16 protein-coding genes and 3 tRNA genes are annotated in these 16941 nt (G+C 70.9%); 12 read left to right on the plus strand and 7 right to left on the minus strand.

Annotation, left to right across the window (positions count from 1 at the left end):
* Nucleotides 1-909: coiled-coil domain-containing protein (locus OGL88_RS17050; protein WP_374114455.1), on the minus strand; the 909-nt coding region annotated here is incomplete at its 3' end.
* A gap of 33 nt (nt 910-942) precedes the next feature.
* The gene (locus OGL88_RS17055) at nt 943-2226 is read right to left on the minus strand and encodes a M23 family metallopeptidase (RefSeq protein WP_263092227.1); all 1284 of its coding nucleotides are present in this window, start codon (nt 2224-2226) and stop codon (nt 943-945) included.
* 258 nt (nt 2227-2484) lie between these two features.
* On the opposite strand from OGL88_RS17055, the gene OGL88_RS17060 reads away from it, so the two are divergent.
* The 3 genes from OGL88_RS17060 to OGL88_RS17070 all read left to right on the plus strand — a co-directional run bounded on the left by OGL88_RS17060 (nt 2485) and on the right by OGL88_RS17070 (nt 2761).
* Nucleotides 2485-2557: transfer RNA gene (locus tag OGL88_RS17060), tRNA-Glu, on the plus strand.
* A gap of 53 nt (nt 2558-2610) precedes the next feature.
* Nucleotides 2611-2687 (plus strand) — tRNA-Asp (locus OGL88_RS17065).
* Nucleotide 2688: 1 nt separating this feature from the next.
* Nucleotides 2689-2761 (plus strand) — tRNA-Phe (locus OGL88_RS17070).
* A 211-nt stretch (nt 2762-2972) separates the two neighbouring features.
* Here the strand turns inward: OGL88_RS17070 and OGL88_RS17075 are convergent.
* On the minus strand, nt 2973-3983 hold the full coding sequence (locus tag OGL88_RS17075; protein ID WP_263092228.1) for an aldo/keto reductase family protein: 1011 nt from the start codon (nt 3981-3983) through the stop codon (nt 2973-2975).
* Nucleotides 3984-4177: 194 nt separating this feature from the next.
* Here OGL88_RS17075 and OGL88_RS17080 point away from each other — a divergent pair, with 194 nt between their 5' ends.
* The gene (locus OGL88_RS17080) at nt 4178-4822 is read left to right on the plus strand and encodes a hypothetical protein (protein ID WP_263092229.1); all 645 of its coding nucleotides are present in this window, start codon (nt 4178-4180) and stop codon (nt 4820-4822) included.
* A gap of 57 nt (nt 4823-4879) precedes the next feature.
* Complete coding sequence (locus OGL88_RS17085; RefSeq protein ID WP_263092230.1) at nt 4880-5872, plus strand: NAD-dependent epimerase/dehydratase family protein; 993 nt, start codon at nt 4880-4882, stop codon at nt 5870-5872.
* 86 nt (nt 5873-5958) lie between these two features.
* Here the strand turns inward: OGL88_RS17085 and rocD are convergent, their stop codons facing one another.
* Nucleotides 5959-7188, minus strand: a complete 1230-nt coding sequence (rocD, locus tag OGL88_RS17090) for an ornithine--oxo-acid transaminase (protein WP_263092231.1) — start codon at nt 7186-7188, stop codon at nt 5959-5961.
* The gene (ddaH, locus tag OGL88_RS17095) at nt 7188-8090 is read right to left on the minus strand and encodes a dimethylargininase (RefSeq protein ID WP_263092232.1); all 903 of its coding nucleotides are present in this window, start codon (nt 8088-8090) and stop codon (nt 7188-7190) included. Before ddaH ends, rocD begins: the two co-directional genes overlap by 1 nt.
* Before the next feature lie 247 nt (nt 8091-8337).
* Here ddaH and OGL88_RS17100 point away from each other — a divergent pair, with 247 nt between their 5' ends.
* Both OGL88_RS17100 and OGL88_RS17105 read left to right on the plus strand, forming a co-directional pair.
* On the plus strand, nt 8338-8775 hold the full coding sequence (locus OGL88_RS17100; protein ID WP_111083794.1) for an Lrp/AsnC family transcriptional regulator: 438 nt from the start codon (nt 8338-8340) through the stop codon (nt 8773-8775).
* A gap of 147 nt (nt 8776-8922) precedes the next feature.
* On the plus strand, nt 8923-9696 hold the full coding sequence (locus OGL88_RS17105) for a YqjF family protein (RefSeq protein WP_263092233.1): 774 nt from the start codon (nt 8923-8925) through the stop codon (nt 9694-9696).
* Here OGL88_RS17105 and OGL88_RS17110 read toward each other — a convergent pair.
* Nucleotides 9668-10330 (minus strand): hypothetical protein, encoded by a 663-nt coding sequence (locus tag OGL88_RS17110; RefSeq protein ID WP_263092234.1) that lies wholly within the window; start codon nt 10328-10330, stop codon nt 9668-9670. The two genes, OGL88_RS17105 and OGL88_RS17110, sit on opposite strands and share 29 nt — an antisense overlap.
* Nucleotides 10331-10430: 100 nt before the next feature.
* On the opposite strand from OGL88_RS17110, the gene OGL88_RS17115 reads away from it, so the two are divergent.
* From OGL88_RS17115 to OGL88_RS17130, 4 genes are read left to right on the plus strand one after another with little or no spacing between them, the layout of a single operon-like run.
* A complete protein-coding gene (locus OGL88_RS17115; RefSeq protein WP_263092235.1) occupies nt 10431-11426 on the plus strand; it encodes an SDR family oxidoreductase in 996 nt (331 codons plus the stop codon).
* Nucleotides 11426-11770, plus strand: a complete 345-nt coding sequence (locus OGL88_RS17120) for a hypothetical protein (protein ID WP_263092236.1) — start codon at nt 11426-11428, stop codon at nt 11768-11770. Before OGL88_RS17115 ends, OGL88_RS17120 begins: the two co-directional genes overlap by 1 nt.
* A gap of 58 nt (nt 11771-11828) precedes the next feature.
* Entirely contained in the window at nt 11829-12371 is a 543-nt protein-coding gene (locus OGL88_RS17125) for a dihydrofolate reductase family protein (protein WP_263092237.1), read from the plus strand.
* Nucleotides 12372-12381: 10 nt separating this feature from the next.
* Complete coding sequence (locus OGL88_RS17130) at nt 12382-12579, plus strand: hypothetical protein (protein WP_123339214.1); 198 nt, start codon at nt 12382-12384, stop codon at nt 12577-12579.
* Between the two features lie 118 nt (nt 12580-12697).
* Here the strand turns inward: OGL88_RS17130 and OGL88_RS17135 are convergent, their stop codons facing one another.
* Nucleotides 12698-16270 carry a bifunctional proline dehydrogenase/L-glutamate gamma-semialdehyde dehydrogenase gene (locus OGL88_RS17135; protein ID WP_263092238.1) on the minus strand — a complete coding sequence of 1191 codons (3573 nt, stop codon included), beginning with the start codon at nt 16268-16270 and terminating at the stop codon, nt 12698-12700.
* Between the two features lie 128 nt (nt 16271-16398).
* On the opposite strand from OGL88_RS17135, the gene OGL88_RS17140 reads away from it, so the two are divergent.
* The gene (locus OGL88_RS17140; protein ID WP_111083786.1) at nt 16399-16875 is read left to right on the plus strand and encodes a MarR family winged helix-turn-helix transcriptional regulator; all 477 of its coding nucleotides are present in this window, start codon (nt 16399-16401) and stop codon (nt 16873-16875) included.
* Nucleotides 16876-16941 lie beyond the last annotated feature (66 nt).

Below are 16941 nucleotides of genomic sequence, written 5' to 3' on the forward strand. Positions count from 1 at the left end.
CGTGCCGCTGCCTGAGCCGGTGTCGGGGCCCGTACTCGTGCTGCCGCCGCCGGTGCTCGGGCTCGTGGAGGTGCCGGTGCCGCCGCTGTCGCTGCTCCCGCTGCCACTGGTCGCGCCGCCGCCGCTGCTCGTCTGGGCCGCCAGGGCGGTCTCGGCCGCCTTGGCCTGCTGCGCACTCCAGTACGCGCTCTCCGTCGCGACGCTCGTGCCCTTGAGGTACGCGAGTTGGCGGAGGACCTCGTCCTGCTGGTCCTGCTGCTTCTGCACTCGGGCCTGGGCATCGGCGGAGACGTCGTTGGCGGTCGCGAAGGCTTTCTTCGTGGCCTCGGTCGCCTTGCTCAGTGCCGTCGTGGCCACGGCCTGCTGGTCGGCGAGCGAGTCCACGGTCTTCTGGTCGGAGCGGGCCTGGGCCAGGATCGTCGCCGACCGCTCGGACAGGTGCGACATCGTGCCGACGCGGTAGAGCAGGTCGCCGGAGTCCGAAGCGTCCGTGAGCATCGTCGTCGACAGGTCGCCGCCGCCCGTGCGGGACAGCTCGACGACGAGCGCCGCGACCTGGCCCGCGGAGTCGTCCGCCTTGCCCTTGGCCCGCTTCGACTGTGCGGACAGGTCGGCGAGGGTGTCCTTCGCCTCCTGCTGCTGCGAGGCAGCGAGGGCGTAGGCCTGCCCGGCCTGCTGCTCGACGATGCCGGCGCGGTCCGCGGTGGCCTGCAGCGAGGTCAGCCGGTCGCTCAGCTCGTCCACCGTCTGCTGCGCGTCGGCGGCGTCCGACTTCGCGGCCTTGACGTCGTCCCAGGACGGCGCCGACGGCGCGGCCTGGGCGGGTCCTGCAACGACGACCGAGAGTCCGATGCCGAGCACGGCGACGGTGGCGATCCCGCAGGAGAACGAGCGAGCGGACAGGTTCATGGCGGGGTCAACGCATCCCGGCTGCGCTGATGCTCATACCGAGATCCCCCGCGCTGCCATGAAGGGGACCGGGTCGACGGCAGCACCGTTGACCCGGGTCTCGAAGTGGAGGTGGCACCCGGTCGACCAGCCGGTCGAACCGATCTTGGCGATCTGCTGCCCGGCGGAGACGTGCTGGCCGTTCGCGACCATGATCCCGCCGTCGACGATGTGTCCGTAGGCCGTCGAGATGCCGCCGCCGTTGTCCAGGATGACCTCGTTGCCGTAGCCGCCGCCGTTGCCGGCGAAGGTCACGGTGCCGTCGTGGGCCGCGTAGATCGGGGCGTAGCAGGCGGGAGCGAGGTCGACCCCGGCGTGCAGTGCCGTGGCGTGCGTGTACGGGTCGACGCGGATGCCGTAGCCGCTGGTCTGGAAGCCGCCTGCCGGACGGACCCACCCGGCGGAGTTGGCTGTCCCACCGCCGGTGCCGCCCTGGCTCGTCGCCGCGGCCTTCGCGGCTGCCTTGGCCGCAGCAGCGGCGATGCGGGCCTGTCGGGCCTTCTCGGCGGCGACGCCCTTGCGGTAGTCGGCCTCGACACCGCGCTGCTTCGTGGTGAGGGCGGTCAGCTGTGCCTCGAGCCGCGACTCGTTGTCGTTCTGGGCGTCGACGGCGGTCTGCGCCGCGTCGGCAGCACCCTGCGCCTGCTGCATCTTCGACTGGGCTGCGTCGGCGAGGTCTCCCAGCGCCGCCTTGGCCTTGTCCGCCTTGTCGGCCTGCGCCTGGGCGGTGCCCCGGTCCTGCGACGCCTGCGAGTAGATGCCGTCGGCCTGCTCGCTGAGCTTCGACATGGCGCCGAGCTCGTAGAGCAGGTCACCGGAGTCCGAGGGGTGCGTGAGGATGTCGGTCGTCACGTCGTTGGCGCTGGCCCGACCGAGCTGCGCGGCGAGCTGACCGGCCTGCTCCTCGGACTGTGCGGCGGTCTGCTCGGCGTCGTCCGCCTGCGACTGGAGCGTCTTCTGCTCGAGGGTCGCCTCGTCGTACTTGTTCTGTGCAGCCTGGTAGGCCTCGCCGGCGGCCTGTGCGGCCTTCTGCTTCGCAGCAGCTTCGGACTTCAGGGTCGAGATGAGCGACTTGATCTCGGTGACCTTCGCCTGCTGGGCACTCGTCGAGGACTTGGCCTTCTGCACCTCGGACCAGCTCGGGTAGCTCGCGGCACTGGCCGACGTCGCCGGAGCGAGGACCGCGAGGGTGCTGCCGGCGAGCGCGACGGCAACCGCGGCGGCGACGAGGCGGCTGCGGTTGCGGTTGCGGAGGGAGAGCGAAGGTGAGGTCGACATGTATCTCGATTTCGTAACAGCGCGGCAAGGCTCACGCACGTAACACTGTTAACAGACGCAACAGTAACAACAGGTGTCGCAGCCCCACAGCCCCTCGGACGAGGGGCGTGGAGCCGACGACGATGCTCGCACCGCAACCTCGGCACCCGGTGCCGGGCGGGCGCGACACGCCGGGGATTCCGCGGGAACGCGGCCCGATTTGCGAACCCCCGGGGGCATCCGTATGCTTGTCCATCGGTAGCGCGAAGCACCACTTGCGGCCCTATCGTTTAGTGGCCTAGGACACCGCCCTTTCACGGCGGCAGCACGGGTTCGAATCCCGTTGGGGTCACTCTCCGAGTGAGCGAGCAAGTAGTACTGAGCAACACCACAGCAATTCAACATGGCCCTGTAGCGCAGCTGGTTAGCGTGCCGCCCTGTCACGGCGGAGGTCGCGGGTTCAAGTCCCGTCAGGGTCGCCACGGCTGGATAGCTCAGTTGGTAGAGCGTTCGACTGAAAATCGAAAGGTCCACGGATCGATGCCGTGTCCAGCCACCGGTGAAGGCCCCCTGCTTCGGCAGGGGGCCTTTTCCGTTGTTTGAGCCGTCTGGTCGCGCGAGCGCTCGTCGGTCGTCGCGCACAACCGAAGTCACCCCGAACCACGCAACTGTGCGGTTCGGGGTGACTTCGGTCGTGCGGCTCGCGTTCGCGCCGGGTCCCCGACAGCCTGGAGGCGCGGATCGCGCCCGCCTGTCGGCCTCCGGGCTCAGGCCTCGCGGGTCTTCGGGCTGCTGTCGTTCGTCTTCGCCGGGTCGCGCTCGACGACGGCACCGAGGGCGTCGTCGATCCGGGCGAGCAGCTCCGCGGGGATCGTGACACCGGCAGCGCCGGCGTTGTCGTGCACCTGCTCCGGACGCGACGCCCCGATGATCGCGCTCGCGACGTTCTCGTTCTGCAGCACCCAGGCGACGGCGAGTTGCGCCATCGACAGGTCGAGTTCCTTCGCGATCGGCTCGAGCTCCTGCACCGAGGACAGCACCTCGTCGCGCATGAAGCGCTTGATCATGTCCGCGCCGCCCTTGTCATCGGTGGCGCGTGAGCCCTCGGGCAGCGGCTGACCCGGCTTGTACTTGCCGGTCAGGACACCCTGGGCGATGGGCGACCAGACGATCTGCGAGATGCCGAGCTCCTTCGAGGTCGGCACCACCTCGTCTTCGATGACCCGCCACAGCGCCGAGTACTGCGGCTGGTTCGAGATGAGCTGGAACCCGAGGTCCTTCGCCAGGGCGGCGCCGGCACGGAGCTGCTCCGCGGTCCACTCGCTCACGCCGACGTACAGGACCTTGCCCTGGCGCACGATGTCGGCGAACGCCTGCATCGTCTCCTCGAGCGGGGTCTCGTGGTCGAAGCGGTGCGCCTGGTACAGGTCGACGTAGTCGGTCTGCAGGCGGCCGAGCGAGCCGTCGATCGACTCGAGGATGTGCTTGCGGGACAGCCCGGTGTCGTTGTGCCCCTTGGGCCCGGTCGGCCCGAACACCTTCGTGGCGATCTCGAGCGACTGGCGCCGCTCCCCCTTGAGGGCTTCGCCGAGGACGGTCTCCGCGCCGGTGTTGGCGTAGACGTCGGCGGTGTCGAACGTCGAGATGCCCACCTCGAGGGCGGCCTTGACGCAGGCGATGGCCGCGTCGTTCTCGACCTGGGATGCGTGGGTGAGCCAGTTGCCGTAGGTGATCTCGGAGACCTTGAGGCCCGAGTTGCCGAGGTAGCGGTACTCCATGTGCGTGTCACTCCTGTCGTGGGGCGCGTCGATGCAGCTCCGCGGGTGACGGTAGTCCTCGAGCCTGCTGCGTGAGGCAGGAACTGTAAGGTGATGTATCAGGAATCGGTGACAAAGACGAAACCCCGGCGATGTGGCGTGAGCCAGGGATCGTTCCGGGGTCTTCGCGGATCACCGTAGCAGACAGGGGCCTGATGCAGGAAGACGAACTCGGGCGCTTGATCACCGCCGACCGGCTCCGCTCGTACACCGAGCGGACGGGGTCCTCGGCCGGCGCGTTGCGGCTGTACGAGTGGAACATGCGTGCCGCGGGCTCCGTCATGGAGCTCACCGGCATGGTCGAGGTGATCGCACGCAACGCGCTCGACCGCGAACTCCACGCCTGGACAGCAGCGCGGACCGGGGCGCCGTGGTTCGACACCGTCACACTCGACGGCCGCGGGCGCGCTGACCTGGCGAAGGCGCGTGCTCGCGCGAGTCGAGACGGACGTCGCGCCGAAGTCCACGGGCGGGTCATCGCGGAACTCACGTTCGGGTTCTGGCGGTACCTCGTCGAGTCGCGGTACCACACGTCGCTCTGGGTACCCGATCTGCACCGGGCCTTTCCGCACGGGCCGGACAACCTGCGTGTCCGGCGGAGCGAGGTCACACGTCGACTCCAGCAACTCCACTTCGTCCGCAACCGGGCAGCGCACCACGAACCCATCCACGCGCGGGATGTCCAGCGGGACCTCGACTACGCACTCGAACTGCTCGGCTGGATCAGCCCGCACGCCGCGCTCTGGGCTGCGGACACCACGTCGCTCCGTGCCGTGCTCCGCGCTCGCCCTGACGTGTAGGTGCAGGATCGGAGGGGTTGCGGTGCAGTGGTGCACCGTCGGAGCGAAGGAGCATCCATGTCGGGACCGAGCGTGCTGTTCATCGGCGGCAGCGGGGTCATCAGCGCCGCCTGCGTCCGCGAAGCCGTCGAGCAGGGATTGGACGTCACCGTGCTCAACCGGGGGACCACCGGGGGCAGGCCGATCCCGGAGGGTGTGACGCGCCTCCAGGCCGATGTGTCGGACCGCAGCGCCCTGGCGGACGCACTCGGCGACCGCCGCTTCGACGTGGTCGTGAACTGGGTGGCATTCACGCCGGACCAGGTGCAGGCCGACATCGACTTCTTCGCCGGACGGACGCGGCAGTACGTGTTCATCAGCTCGGCCTCGGCGTACCAGACCCCGGCGACGCACCTGCCGATCACGGAGTCGACGCCGCTGAAGAACCCGTACTGGCAGTACTCGCGCGACAAGATCGCGTGCGAGGAACTGCTGATGGAGGCGTACCGGGAGCAGGACTTCCCGGTGACGATCGTGCGGCCGTCGCACACCTACGACGAGACGAAGCTGCCGCTGACGGGCGGCTGGACTGCGGTGGCGCGGATGCGCGCCGGCAAGCCGATCATCATCACCGGTGACGGCACGTCGCTGTGGACGCTGACGCACAGCCGTGACTTCGCGGTCGGGTTCACCGGGCTGCTCGACCGTGCTGAGGCGATCGGCGAGGCATTCACGATCACGAGCGACGAGGCGCCGACGTGGAATGCCATCGCGCAGGAGATCGCGGCAGCGGCTGGTGTCGACGACCTGCGCATCGTGCACGTGCCGGCGGATGCGATCGCCGCCGCCGATGCCGAGTGGGGTGCGGCGCTGCTCGGCGACAAGGCCAACAGCTCGGTGTTCGACAACAGCAAGGTCCGGTCGCTCGTGCCGTGGTACCGGCCGCGGACGCCCTACCGGCAGGGTGTGCGCGAGGTCATCGCCTGGTACGAGGCGCATCCAGAGGAGCAGGTCGTCGACGAGCGGCTCGATGGCCTGATGGACGAGTTGGCGGCGCGCTGGGAGGTGTGAGCCGCGCTTGGTGAGCAGAAATGGTCGGGTGCCGTGTGGCGACCCGACCATTTCTGCTCACGAAGCGAGCGCGTGGACCGCGCCCGTCAGGCGCGCGACGCCAGGACGTCGGACAGCGTGCCGATCGCCGTGCGCAGCTCGTCGTCGGTGACCACGAGCGGCGGGGCGAAGCGGATCGTCGAACCGTGGGTGTCCTTCACGAGCAGCCCGCGGTCGGCGAGGTCCTTCGAGATCTCCTTGCCGGTGCCGAGCGCGGGGTCGATGTCGATCCCCGCCCAGAGTCCGGCGACGCGGTGCGACACGACCCCCTTGCCGAGCAGGTCGTCGAGCAGCCCGCGCAGCAACGGTTCGCCGTCGAGGGCGCGCTGCTGGAACGTGCCCTCGCCGAGCATCGCCACGACCTCGGCGCCGACGGCCGCGGCGAGCGGGTTCCCGCCGAAGGTCGAACCGTGCTCGCCGGGACGCAGCACCCCCAGGACGGACGCCGAGCCGACGACCGCGGACACCGGGACGATGCCGCCGCCGAGCGCCTTGCCGAGCGTGATGAGGTCGGGACGGACCCCGACGCGCTGCACGGCGAGGGTGTGGCCCGTGCGGCCGAGGCCGGACTGGATCTCGTCGGCGACGAACAGCGCGCCGAACTCGTCGCAGAGCTCCCGGACAGCAGGCAGGTACGAGGCCGGTGGGATGACCACGCCGCCCTCGCCCTGGATCGGTTCGAGCAGCACGGCGACGACGGTCTCGTCCATCGCTGCGCGCAGGGCAGCGGCGTCGCCGTACGGCACGGTCCGGAAGCCCGGGGTGTACGGACCGAAGTCGTTGCGGGCATCGGGGTCGTCCGAGAAGGAGATGATCGTGGTGGTGCGGCCGTGGAAGTTCCCGGACGCCACGATGATCGTCGCGCGGTCCGCAGGGACCCCCTTGACGCGGTAACCCCAGGCGCGGGACACCTTGATCGCGGACTCGACGGCCTCGGCACCGGTGTTCATCGGCAGGACCATCTCGGTCTCCGTCAACGCCGCCAGCGCCGTGGCGAACGGCCCGAGCTGGTCGTTCACGAACGCGCGGCTCGTGAGCGTCACCCGGTCGAGCTGCGCCCGGGCGGCGTCGAGCAGCCGCGGGTTGCCGTGGCCGAAGTTCACCGCGGAGTACGCGGCGAGCCCGTCCAGGTACTGCTTGCCGTCGACATCGGTGACGGTCGCTCCGGAGCCCGACGCGATGACGACGGGCAGCGGGCTGTAGTTGTGCGCGAGGGCGCGGTCCTCGACGGCGAGCGCCGCCGCGGTGTTGACCCCGAGCGACGCTGCCGCCGACATCAGCTGACCCCGAGCGAGCGGGCGACGGAGTTGCCGGTGCCGACCGGGTGCAGGTCGAGGGTGCAGCACTTCACGCCGCCACCGCCGAGCAGCAGCTCGGACAGGTCGACGCCGATCGGGTTGTAACCCTTTTCCTTCAGCTGCGACGCGAACGTGGTCGCCCGCGCGGCGATCACGACGTTGTACCCGTCGGAGTAGGAGTTCAGGCCGAGGATCGCGGCGTCCTCCTCCGTGGCGATGATCGCGTCCGGGAACCGCTCCCGCAGGATCGCCAGCGACGGCTCGTCGAAGGCGCTCTCGAGGTACGCGATGTTGCTGGTGCCGTCAGCGGCGGGCTCGGGGTCGAGCACGGCGATCGCGGTGTCGAGGTGGTAGAAGCTCGGGTTGATGAGCTTCAGGGTGACGACCTCACGGCCGTAGATCGTCGCGAGCTCGTCGTGCGAGGTGCTGTCCGACCGGAAGCCGGTGCCGGCGAAGATCGTGTTCCCGATGAGCAGGAAGTCACCCTCGCCCTCGTTGGTCTGCTCGGGCTCGGCGACGGTCAGGCCGGCCTGACGGAACCAATCCATGTACGCCGGGCCCTCGGGCTGGCGCTCGGGGTACTGGAACTTCGCGCCGTAGGCGATGCCGTCGAGGACGAACCCGCCGTTGGCCGCGTAGACCATGTCCGGCAGGCCGTCGATGGGGTCGATGTACGAGATGTCGAAGCCGAGCTGCTCGTACACGTCGACGAGCGTCTGCCACTGGGCGACGGCCTTCGACGTGTCGGTCGGCTCCTCCGGGTGCATCCACGGGTTGATCCGGTAGCTCACCGTGTAGAAGTCCGGCTTGCACATCAGGATCGTCCGCTTGGTGGCGGTACGGGCCGGTGCATCGGTGGTCGAGGGTGCGGTGTTCGACATCAGTCCTCCTGAGAAGGGACCGGGGCCCGAGCCTGCCAGGAACCGAAACGGAACGAAGGAGAGGTGCTCCGGCGAGATGCAGGCTCACTCGCCGTAGCGGACCAGGTCGACGCCACTCGAAAGTCTGGCATGAACCGTCCGAAGAGTGCAGTCCCCCATCCGTCGGACCGTGACACCCGTTCGGGTGACGCACGTTTCGTGCGTCCGACCCGCCGACCTCGCAAGAAGTCCGCGTACGATGGGTGCAATGGATTCGCTCGACCACCGCATCCTGGATCAACTCCGGGACAACGCCCGCGCCGGCTACGGCGACATCGGGTCGGTGGTCGGACTCTCGGCATCGGCCGTCAAGCGTCGCGTCGACCGGCTCGTCGGCGACGGCGTCATCCAGGGCTTCACGATCAAGGTCGACCCCGCCGTCGAGGACCGCGGCACCGAGGCCTGGGTCGAGCTGTACTGCCGCGGCACCGTCTCCCCCGACGAACTCCGTGCGCTGCTCGACACCGTGCCCGAGGTCATCGACGCCGGCACCGTCACGGGGAGCGCCGACGCCGTGGTGCACATGCGCTCGAAGGATCTGTCCGCGCTCGAAGAAGCGCTCGACAAGGTCCGCCTCGCACCGCAGGTGGACCACACGCGGTCCGCGATCGTGCTCTCCAAGCTGGTCAGTCGCGACACCGCGTAACGTCCGGCAGGTGCCACGTGACGCGCAGGCCGGGAGGCCCGTGCGGACTCCGCCGGACCGCGAGCAGCGACCCGTCCGGTCGCCGCCGACCCCGTCGCTGACGCGACCCGGCATGACCGGACCCACCGAACCGGAGGCGACCACACCGTGACCGACACCCGACCCACCCGGAGCGCCCCGGGCCTCCCGTCCATCGCCCCCGGCCTGCCGGGCCGCCCCTGGATCTCGCAGGACTGGCTCGACGTCGTCTTCGTGCACTGGCGCGTCGACGTGTCGGCGGTGGCCCCGCTGCTGCCGGCCGGAACGCGACCCGACACGATGGCGCTCGACGGGACCGACGACGGGGTGACCACCTGGGTGGGCCTCATCGCGTTCCGGTTCGAGGACACCCGCTTCCCGCCCCTCGGGGCGCTCGGGCGGACCGGCTCGATCGGCGACTTCGTCGAGGTGAACGTCCGCGTCTACACGGTCGACGAGCAGGGCCAGCACGGCGTCGTGTTCCTGTCGCTCGACGCCGGCAAACTGCTGCCGACGCTCGGCGCACGCGCGGCCACCGGGCTGCCCTACTGGTGGGCGCACGCCGAGTCGCGGAGCGGCGACGGCCGCGTCGGGTACGCGATGCGGCGGCACGGGACGCACCTGCGGTCGATGCTCGACGTCCGCGTGGGCGAGGTACTCGACGAGCCGGGGCCGCTCGACACGTTCCTGACGGCACGCTGGGGCATGCACGTGCACCGGGCCGGGCGGACGCGGTTCTGGCCGAACGAGCACGACGCGTGGCCGCTGCACCGGGCCTCGGTGGTGTCGCTGCGGGACGACCTGATCGGGGCCGCCGGGCTGCCGTTCGGGTTGACCGAGCTCGAGCCGGACTCGGTGCTCTACTCGTCGGGGGTCACGACGCGGTTCGGTCGGGGGCGGTGAGGCCGAGCTCGAGCTCGTCGCGCGGCGCCCGGGCGGCTGCCCGGAACTGGTGAACGGCAACGACGGCACCGAAGAGCCCGAAGAAGGACCCGCCGATCCAGGCGACGGTCCGGTACTCCGGGAGGTCGGGCACGGTGAACCCGATCACGGCGAGGGTCGTGCAGATCACCGCCACCGACGCCGAGGCCCACGCGACGACGAGGTGGTCGATGCGCGGGACGACGCGCGCGAACCGGAACGCCATCGGGATCCCGGCGATCGCGCCGAACACCAGGCCGGATGGAGTCCCGACCACCAGGCTCGCCACCGCGACGACCGCCGCGCTCGTCACTGCCACCACCACCCGGGTGACGTGGCAGCGCCACGAGGCCGCACGCGTCTGCTCGTCGTACGCGCGCCAGCCCGTCACGAGCAGCGCGACTGAACCCATCCCGAACACGACCGCAGCGGCGATGCCGACGACGAGCGCGAAGACGCCCCCGAAGGCGATGCCGAGGGCGACGTGCACGGCGGCGAGGAGCAGCTCGAGCACGGGGTAGAGCCAGACCTCGAGCAGCCGGTTCGGGGTGTTCAGGACCCAGCCGGGAGGGGTTTCCTCAGCGAGTTCGTCGCTCTCGGGGTCTCGGGTCTCCACGTGGCCAGCATGGCCGGTCGGTGTGATCGTGGTTCGGTGCCCGCCGATCCGGGGGACACCGGCTGAGTGGTGCGCGGTCGGCCGCAGGTACAAGTGAGCCATGACTCGAGTGGCAGTGGTGACCGGCGGATCCGCAGGACTGGGGCGTGCGACCGTCCGGGAGCTCGCCGCGCGGGGGTGGGACGTCGCCGTCCTCGCCCGTGGACGGGACGGCGTCGACGCCGCGGTGGCCGAGGTCGAGGCCGCGGGGCGTCGCGGGCTGGCACTGGTCGCCGACGTGTCCGACCGCGAGGCCGTCGAGGCCGCGGCCGACCGCGTCGAGCAGGAACTCGGGCCGATCGACCTGTGGGTGAACGGCGTGATGGTCGGGGTGTTCGGCAAGTTCCTGGACACCGCGCCCGAGGACTTCGAGCGAGCGCTGCACGTGACCTACCTCGGCTTCGTCAACGGGACCCGAGCAGCGCTCTCCCGGATGGTGCCCCGCGGCCAGGGGCACGTCGTCCAGGTCGGCTCAGCACTCGGCTTCCGGGGCATCCCGCTGCAGGCCGCGTACTGCGGTGCGAAGCACGCGATCGTCGGGTTCACCGAGTCCGTCGTCTCCGAGCTGCTCGAACAGGGCAGCAAGGTGAAGGTGTCGCGGGTCGACATGCCCGCCCTCAACACGATCCAGTTCGGGTGGGTGAAGTCGAAGCTGCCGCACCACCCGCAGCCGGTCGCACCGATCTTCCAGCCCGAGGTCGGTGCCCGCGCGATCGCTGCCGTGGCCGAGCGGCCGCGCCGTCGCACCTGGGTCGGCGAGTCGACCGTCTACACGATCCTCGGCAACCGGATCAGCGGGCGCTTCGCCGACTGGTACGCCGCCAAGACGCTCGTCTCCGGGCAGCAGGCACCGGACAAGGACGGGCAGGAACTGCAGGACAACCTGTACGAGCCGGTGCCTGGCGACCACGGCGCGCACGGTGCGTTCGACGAGTCGGCACACGCGTGGTCGCCGCAGACCTGGTGGGTGGAGCACCGGCGGGTGGGCAACGGTCTGATCGGTGCGGTGCTCGGTGCCGCCGGGGCCGTCGCGCTCGTGGCGGGACGACGACGATGATGCGCCGTGCACGAGCGGGGTCGTCGCCGGCCGCATCGGCGGTCGAGTTGGGCCGAGCGGTGCTCGGCGTCTGGCACCTGAGCCGATCGTTCCGTGGACGCGACCAGGCCGTGCTGCACGGCGTGCTCGGCGTCCGGCAGCTCGTGCAGGCTGCCCTCGTCGCACGCACGGGCTCCGGGAACGCGCACACGCTCAGCGCCGCCGTCGACGCGGTGCACGGCGTGACGATGGTGCCGCTCGCCCTCGATCCACGACGCCGCACGTTCGCCCTGCAGCAGGTGTGGATCGCCACGGTGCTCACCGTCGCCGAGGTCGCGGTCGTCGGTCGGGGCGGCAGGCGCTGACGGCTGGCGGGGCCGGCGCCGCCGACCGCTGTCGGCGGTGCTCGGTAGCGTCCGGGGCATGGGCACCACCTACTCCGTTGCGTCCTCGCTGGACGGCTTCGTCGCTGCACCGGACGACGACCTCGACTGGCTGCTGCAGTTCGGCTTCGAGCCGTTCCAGGAGCACCACGACCGGTTCTTCGCGGGCATCGGCGCGGTCGTCATGGGCTCGACCACGTACGAGTGGCTGCTCGAGCACGACGACACGTGGGCGTACCCGGACCTGGCGACGTGGGTGTTCACCACGCGTGACCTACCGGTGCCGGACGGCGCCGACGTGCGCTTCGTGTCGGGCGAGGTCGCGGACCACCAAGCCGACCTCGAACGTGCAGCCGGCGAGCGCGACGTCTGGGTCGTCGGCGGCGGACTCGTCGCGGCGCAGTACCAGCAGGCCGGACTGCTCGACGAACTCCGGGTCACCGTGATGCCCGTGGCGCTCGGTGCCGGTGCGCCCCTGCTGCCGGTCGCGGCGCCGACCCCGGTGTTCGAGCTGGTCGGGACGACGCCGTTCAGCGGCGGTGCCGTCGAGCTGCACTACCGGTCCGCAGCCACCGCGGCGTAGCGTCCGAGCCATGAGCGACAACGAGCAGACCGAGCCCGTCATGGACGGCGCCAACGAGGCCACGAACCACGAGAAACTGCACGGCCTGATCGAACAGGTCGACCACGACCACCACGGCGAGGGCGCCGGAGCGATGGCCGACCACCTGCGTGACCGGATGGACGAGACCGGCGTCGAGGACGAAGAAGCAGGCGACACCGAGGACTGACCCGAGCCAGCGCCACGCCGCGCACTTCGTGAGCAGGAATGGTCGGGTCCGCCGCAGCGCACCCGACCATTTCTGCTCACCGAGCGGCAGCTGTCAGACGCGCAGGAAGCGGCAGCTGTCAGACGCGCAGGTCAGCGAAGTCCGCGTCGACGTCCCCGAACCGGTGGGCGGTGATCGAGACCGACTGCTCTCGGATGAACGGGAGCATCTCGATCAACCCGGCCTCGACCACCGGCGCGTCGTGGATCGCGACGTCGATGCTCGCCCCGAGGGCTTCCTCGAGCGCCAGGGCATCGCCACCGATGAGCCGGATCCGTGCGCCGGGGCCGCCGAACGCCGTGTGCACGGGTCGGTCCTGTCCCTGCGCGAGCATGTCCCCGAGGGCGTCGGCGGGCTCGGCGTCCTCATCGCTCGTCCAGTTCGCCTGGAACACGGCGCCGGACGACGCACGGGCGTGGAAGTCCTGGTCGGACTCGACCAGGTGGTCGACGACGTCCAGCGGCGACCGACTCGACGCCAGCAGCTGGCTGAGCGGACCGGGCAACGGGCGGGCGGTGCTGAGCAGGACGTGGGCGCGGGCAGCCGTGGCGGCGACGAGCGCCCGGACCAGGTCACCCGCCGAGGCGTCCTCGGCCTGCCGCACGATGACGGACTGCGGTCGGTGGCGCAGCACGTTCCGCTGCACCACGAGCCCCGACAGGTCGTGCGATCCGCCGTACAGCTCCTCGCGCGCACGGACGTCGCTCAGCGCACCGGCCCGCACCTGGTCGAACTCCTCGAACGACAAGCCGCTGCGTGCGGCCTCGATCACCGAGGTCACGCGCGGCGGGAGACCGTGCAGCTGGATGCTCTTGTGCACCGTTCGCGGGACCGGCTCCCACCGGCCGAGCGTCGCGACGTACATCGGTCCGCCCGCCTTCGTGCCGGTGCCCACCGACGACCGCTTCCAGCCACCGAACGGCTGCCGACCGACGACCGCACCGGTGATCCCGCGGTTCACGTACAGGTTGCCGGCGCGCACGCTCGCCAGCCAGTCCGCCACCTCGTCGGCGTCGAGCGAGTGGATCCCCGCCGTCAGGCCGTAGTCGGTGCCGTTCTGGATCGCGATCGCCTGCTCGAGCGTCTCGGCGCGCATGATGCCGAGCACCGGGCCGAAGTACTCGGTCTGGTGGAAGTCGCTGCCGGGGCGGACGCCGTCACGGATGCCGGGTGACCAGAGCCGCCCGGAGTCGTCGAGGGCCGTCGGCTGCACGAGCCAGGACTCCCCCGGCCCGAGTTCGGTGAGGCCTTGTCGCAGCTTGCCCTTGGGCTCGGCGATGACCGGGCCGACCTGGGCGGTGGGGTCGTCGGGCCAGGCGACCCGGAGCGTGCGCGTGGCGTCCACGAGCTGCCGACGGAAGCGTTCACTCTCGCCGACCGTGCCGACCAGGACGACCAGGGACGCCGCGGAGCACTTCTGGCCGGCGTGGCCGAAGGCAGACTGCACGATGTCCTGCACCGCGAGGTCGATGTCGGCGCTCGGCGTGACGACGATCGCGTTCTTGCCGCTCGTCTCGGCGCTGAGCGGGAGACCGGCGCGCCACCAGCGGAAGGATCGCGCGGTGTCGGCCGAACCGGTCAGGATGATGCGGTCGACGGCGGGGTGTCCGACCAGGTCACGGCCGAGTTCGTCCTCGGCCAGGTCGACGAGCTGCAGCAACGAGTGCGGTACGCCGGCGTCCCAGAGCACGTCGGCCAGCAGCGCACCACTGCGCTTCGCCTCGGGTGCCGGCTTGAGCACGACTCCGCTGCCCGCGGCGAGCGCCGCCAGCACCCCACCGGCGGGGATCGCGACGGGGAAGTTCCACGGCGGCACCACGACGGTCAGGCGTGGCGGGACGTACCGGGCACCCTCGACGTCGCCGAGACGACGGGCGCGCTCGGCGTAGTAGTGGGCGGCGTCGACGGCTTCGGTGACCTCGGTGTCGGCCTCGGAGAACGTCTTGCCGGTCTCCGCGGCCATCACCTCGATCAGGTCGGCGCGGCGGGTCTCGAGCTCGTGTCCGATCAGGTCGAGGAGCTCAGCACGGTCGGAGGGGTCCTGCCGCCCCCAGTTCACGCCGGCCTGCGCGGTGCGGGCCATGATCCGTTCGAGCTTGGAGCGGTCGGCCACCTTCGCCCCGCGGATCGTCTGCGCGCCGAGCTGCGAGCGCGGTACCCGGCGCAGGACGTCGAGCGCCCACGCACGGTTGGCGGGGACGGCGGGGTCGGTGTCCGGGGCGTTCCGGAACGCGTCGCGCAGGACGGGTTCGCCGAGTGCCAGGTGGCGGTCCTGGGTGCGGTGCGTCGCGTGCACCGGTTCGTCGAGGGCTGCGACCGACGCCAGGTACCGGCCGTGTTCGCGGTCGAACACGCTGGCGTCTCGGTCGATGTCGGACGCCGCGGCGATGAAGTTCTCGGGGCTCGAGCTCTCCTGCAGGCGGCGGGCGAGGTACGCGATCGCGGAGTCGAACTCGTCCGGCTGCACGACGGGTGTGTAGAGCAGGATCTGTCCGACGTCGGCACGGACGGCGTCGGCGTGCGTCGATGCCATGCCGAGCAGCATCTCGACGTCGACTCCGTCGGTCACCCCGCGGCGCTGGGCGAGGACCCACGCGGTCGCCAGGTCGAACAGGTTGTGCCCGGCGACGCCGATGCGCACGGCGTCGGTGCGCTCCGGGGTCAACGCGGCGTCGAGCATCCGCAGGTAGGCGGTGTCGGTCTCGCGCTTGCTGCCCCAGGTGGCGAGCGGCCAGTCGTGCACGATCGCGTCGACGTGCTCCATCGCCAGGTTCGCGCCCTTGACGAGCCGCACCTTGATCGGTGCGCCGCCCCGGGCCCGGCGTTCCTGCGCCCAGGCCGTCAGGGACTCGAGCGCCCCGGCGGCGTCGGGCAGGTAGGCCTGCAGCACGATGCCGGCCTGCAGCCCCGCGAACTCGTCGCGGTCGAGCAGGGTCCGGAACACCGCGAGGGTGACGTCGAGGTCGCGGTACTCCTCCATGTCCAGGTTGATGAACTTGGCCTGGCCACCGGACGCCAGCGGAGCGGCCGCGAGCCGGTACAACGGCACGAGACGGTCGACGACCCGCTCGACCGTCTGGTCGAACGCCCACATCGACATCTGCGGCACGACCGAGCTGACCTTGATCGACACGTGGTCGACGTCGTCGCGGGCGAGCAGGTCCATCGTCCCCTGCAACCGACGGTCGCTCTCAGCGCTGCCGAGCACGGCTTCGCCGAGCAGGTTCACGTTGAGCCGGGTGCCCGGCCCACCGACCTTCGCGAGCGCCGGACCGAGCTTCGCCGTGCTCGCGTCGATCACCAGGTGGCCGGTCATCCGGCGCAGGATCCGCCGTGCGGTGGGGATGACCGCCCACGGCGCCATCGTCGCGAACCCACCGCCGAGCGTCACCGCGCCGCGCAGGTACCAGGCGAGGAAGTCGGGGACGTCGCGGCTGACCTGTTCGAGGTTGCGGGCAGCGACCCGGGGGTCTTCGGGGCGGATGACCTTGTCGACGAAGCTGCGCGTGAAGTCGAGCCCACGCTCGTCTCGCAGGGCTTCGGCGAGACGGGCGGCACCGGCGTCCGGCTTCGCCCCGGCGGACGCCGCCAGCCACTTGCGGACCAGCGCAACGGCGTCGTCGGTGCAGTCCTGGAGGCGGGCGCTCGGCATGCTCCGATCGTATGCCGCACCTCCGACCTCACCTTGGAGCGCGCCGCACGTCGGCCAGGAGTCATCCGCATGGATGAAAGACGCGGCCGCGGGGTCCGTGGGTCCCCGCGGTGGATACGCTGGTCGGCATGTCGACGCAGGGCAACGATGGCCATGACTGGGCGACGTGGGACGCCTACCACGACGTCTGGCGACGCCTCGACCGAGCGCTCGACCAGGCCGTCCAGGCGGGCGCCGGCATCTCCATCCCCGAGTTCGAGATCCTGATCGGGCTGCAGCGTGAGCCGGACCACCGGCTGCGCGTCCGCGACATCGCCGCCGGCATCGGTTGGGAGAAGTCGCGCGTCAGTCACCAGGTCACACGGATGGTCTCCCGCGGCCTGGTCGGACGCGCCGACTGCCCGACCGACGGCCGCGGCAGCTGGGTGGAGATGACCCCCGACGGCCGCCGCGCGGTGCTCGCTGGCATCCGCGCGCACACCGGTGCGCTGGAAGACCTGTTCTGGAGGCCCGTGGGGACCGACGCGGACACGCTCCGGTCCGTCAGTGCGCGCGTCCAGGACGCGATCGGCCCCGACGTGTCGGACGAGGCCGTCTCGGGCTAGCCGCCACCGCACGTCAGCCGAGCTTCCACGACTCGCCGCACGGGGAGCGCCGAGGTTCCACGAACG

Origin of the sequence: Curtobacterium sp. RIT-PI-V (assembly GCF_025642935.1) — a bacterium.
Lineage (GTDB): Bacteria > Actinomycetota > Actinomycetes > Actinomycetales > Microbacteriaceae > Curtobacterium.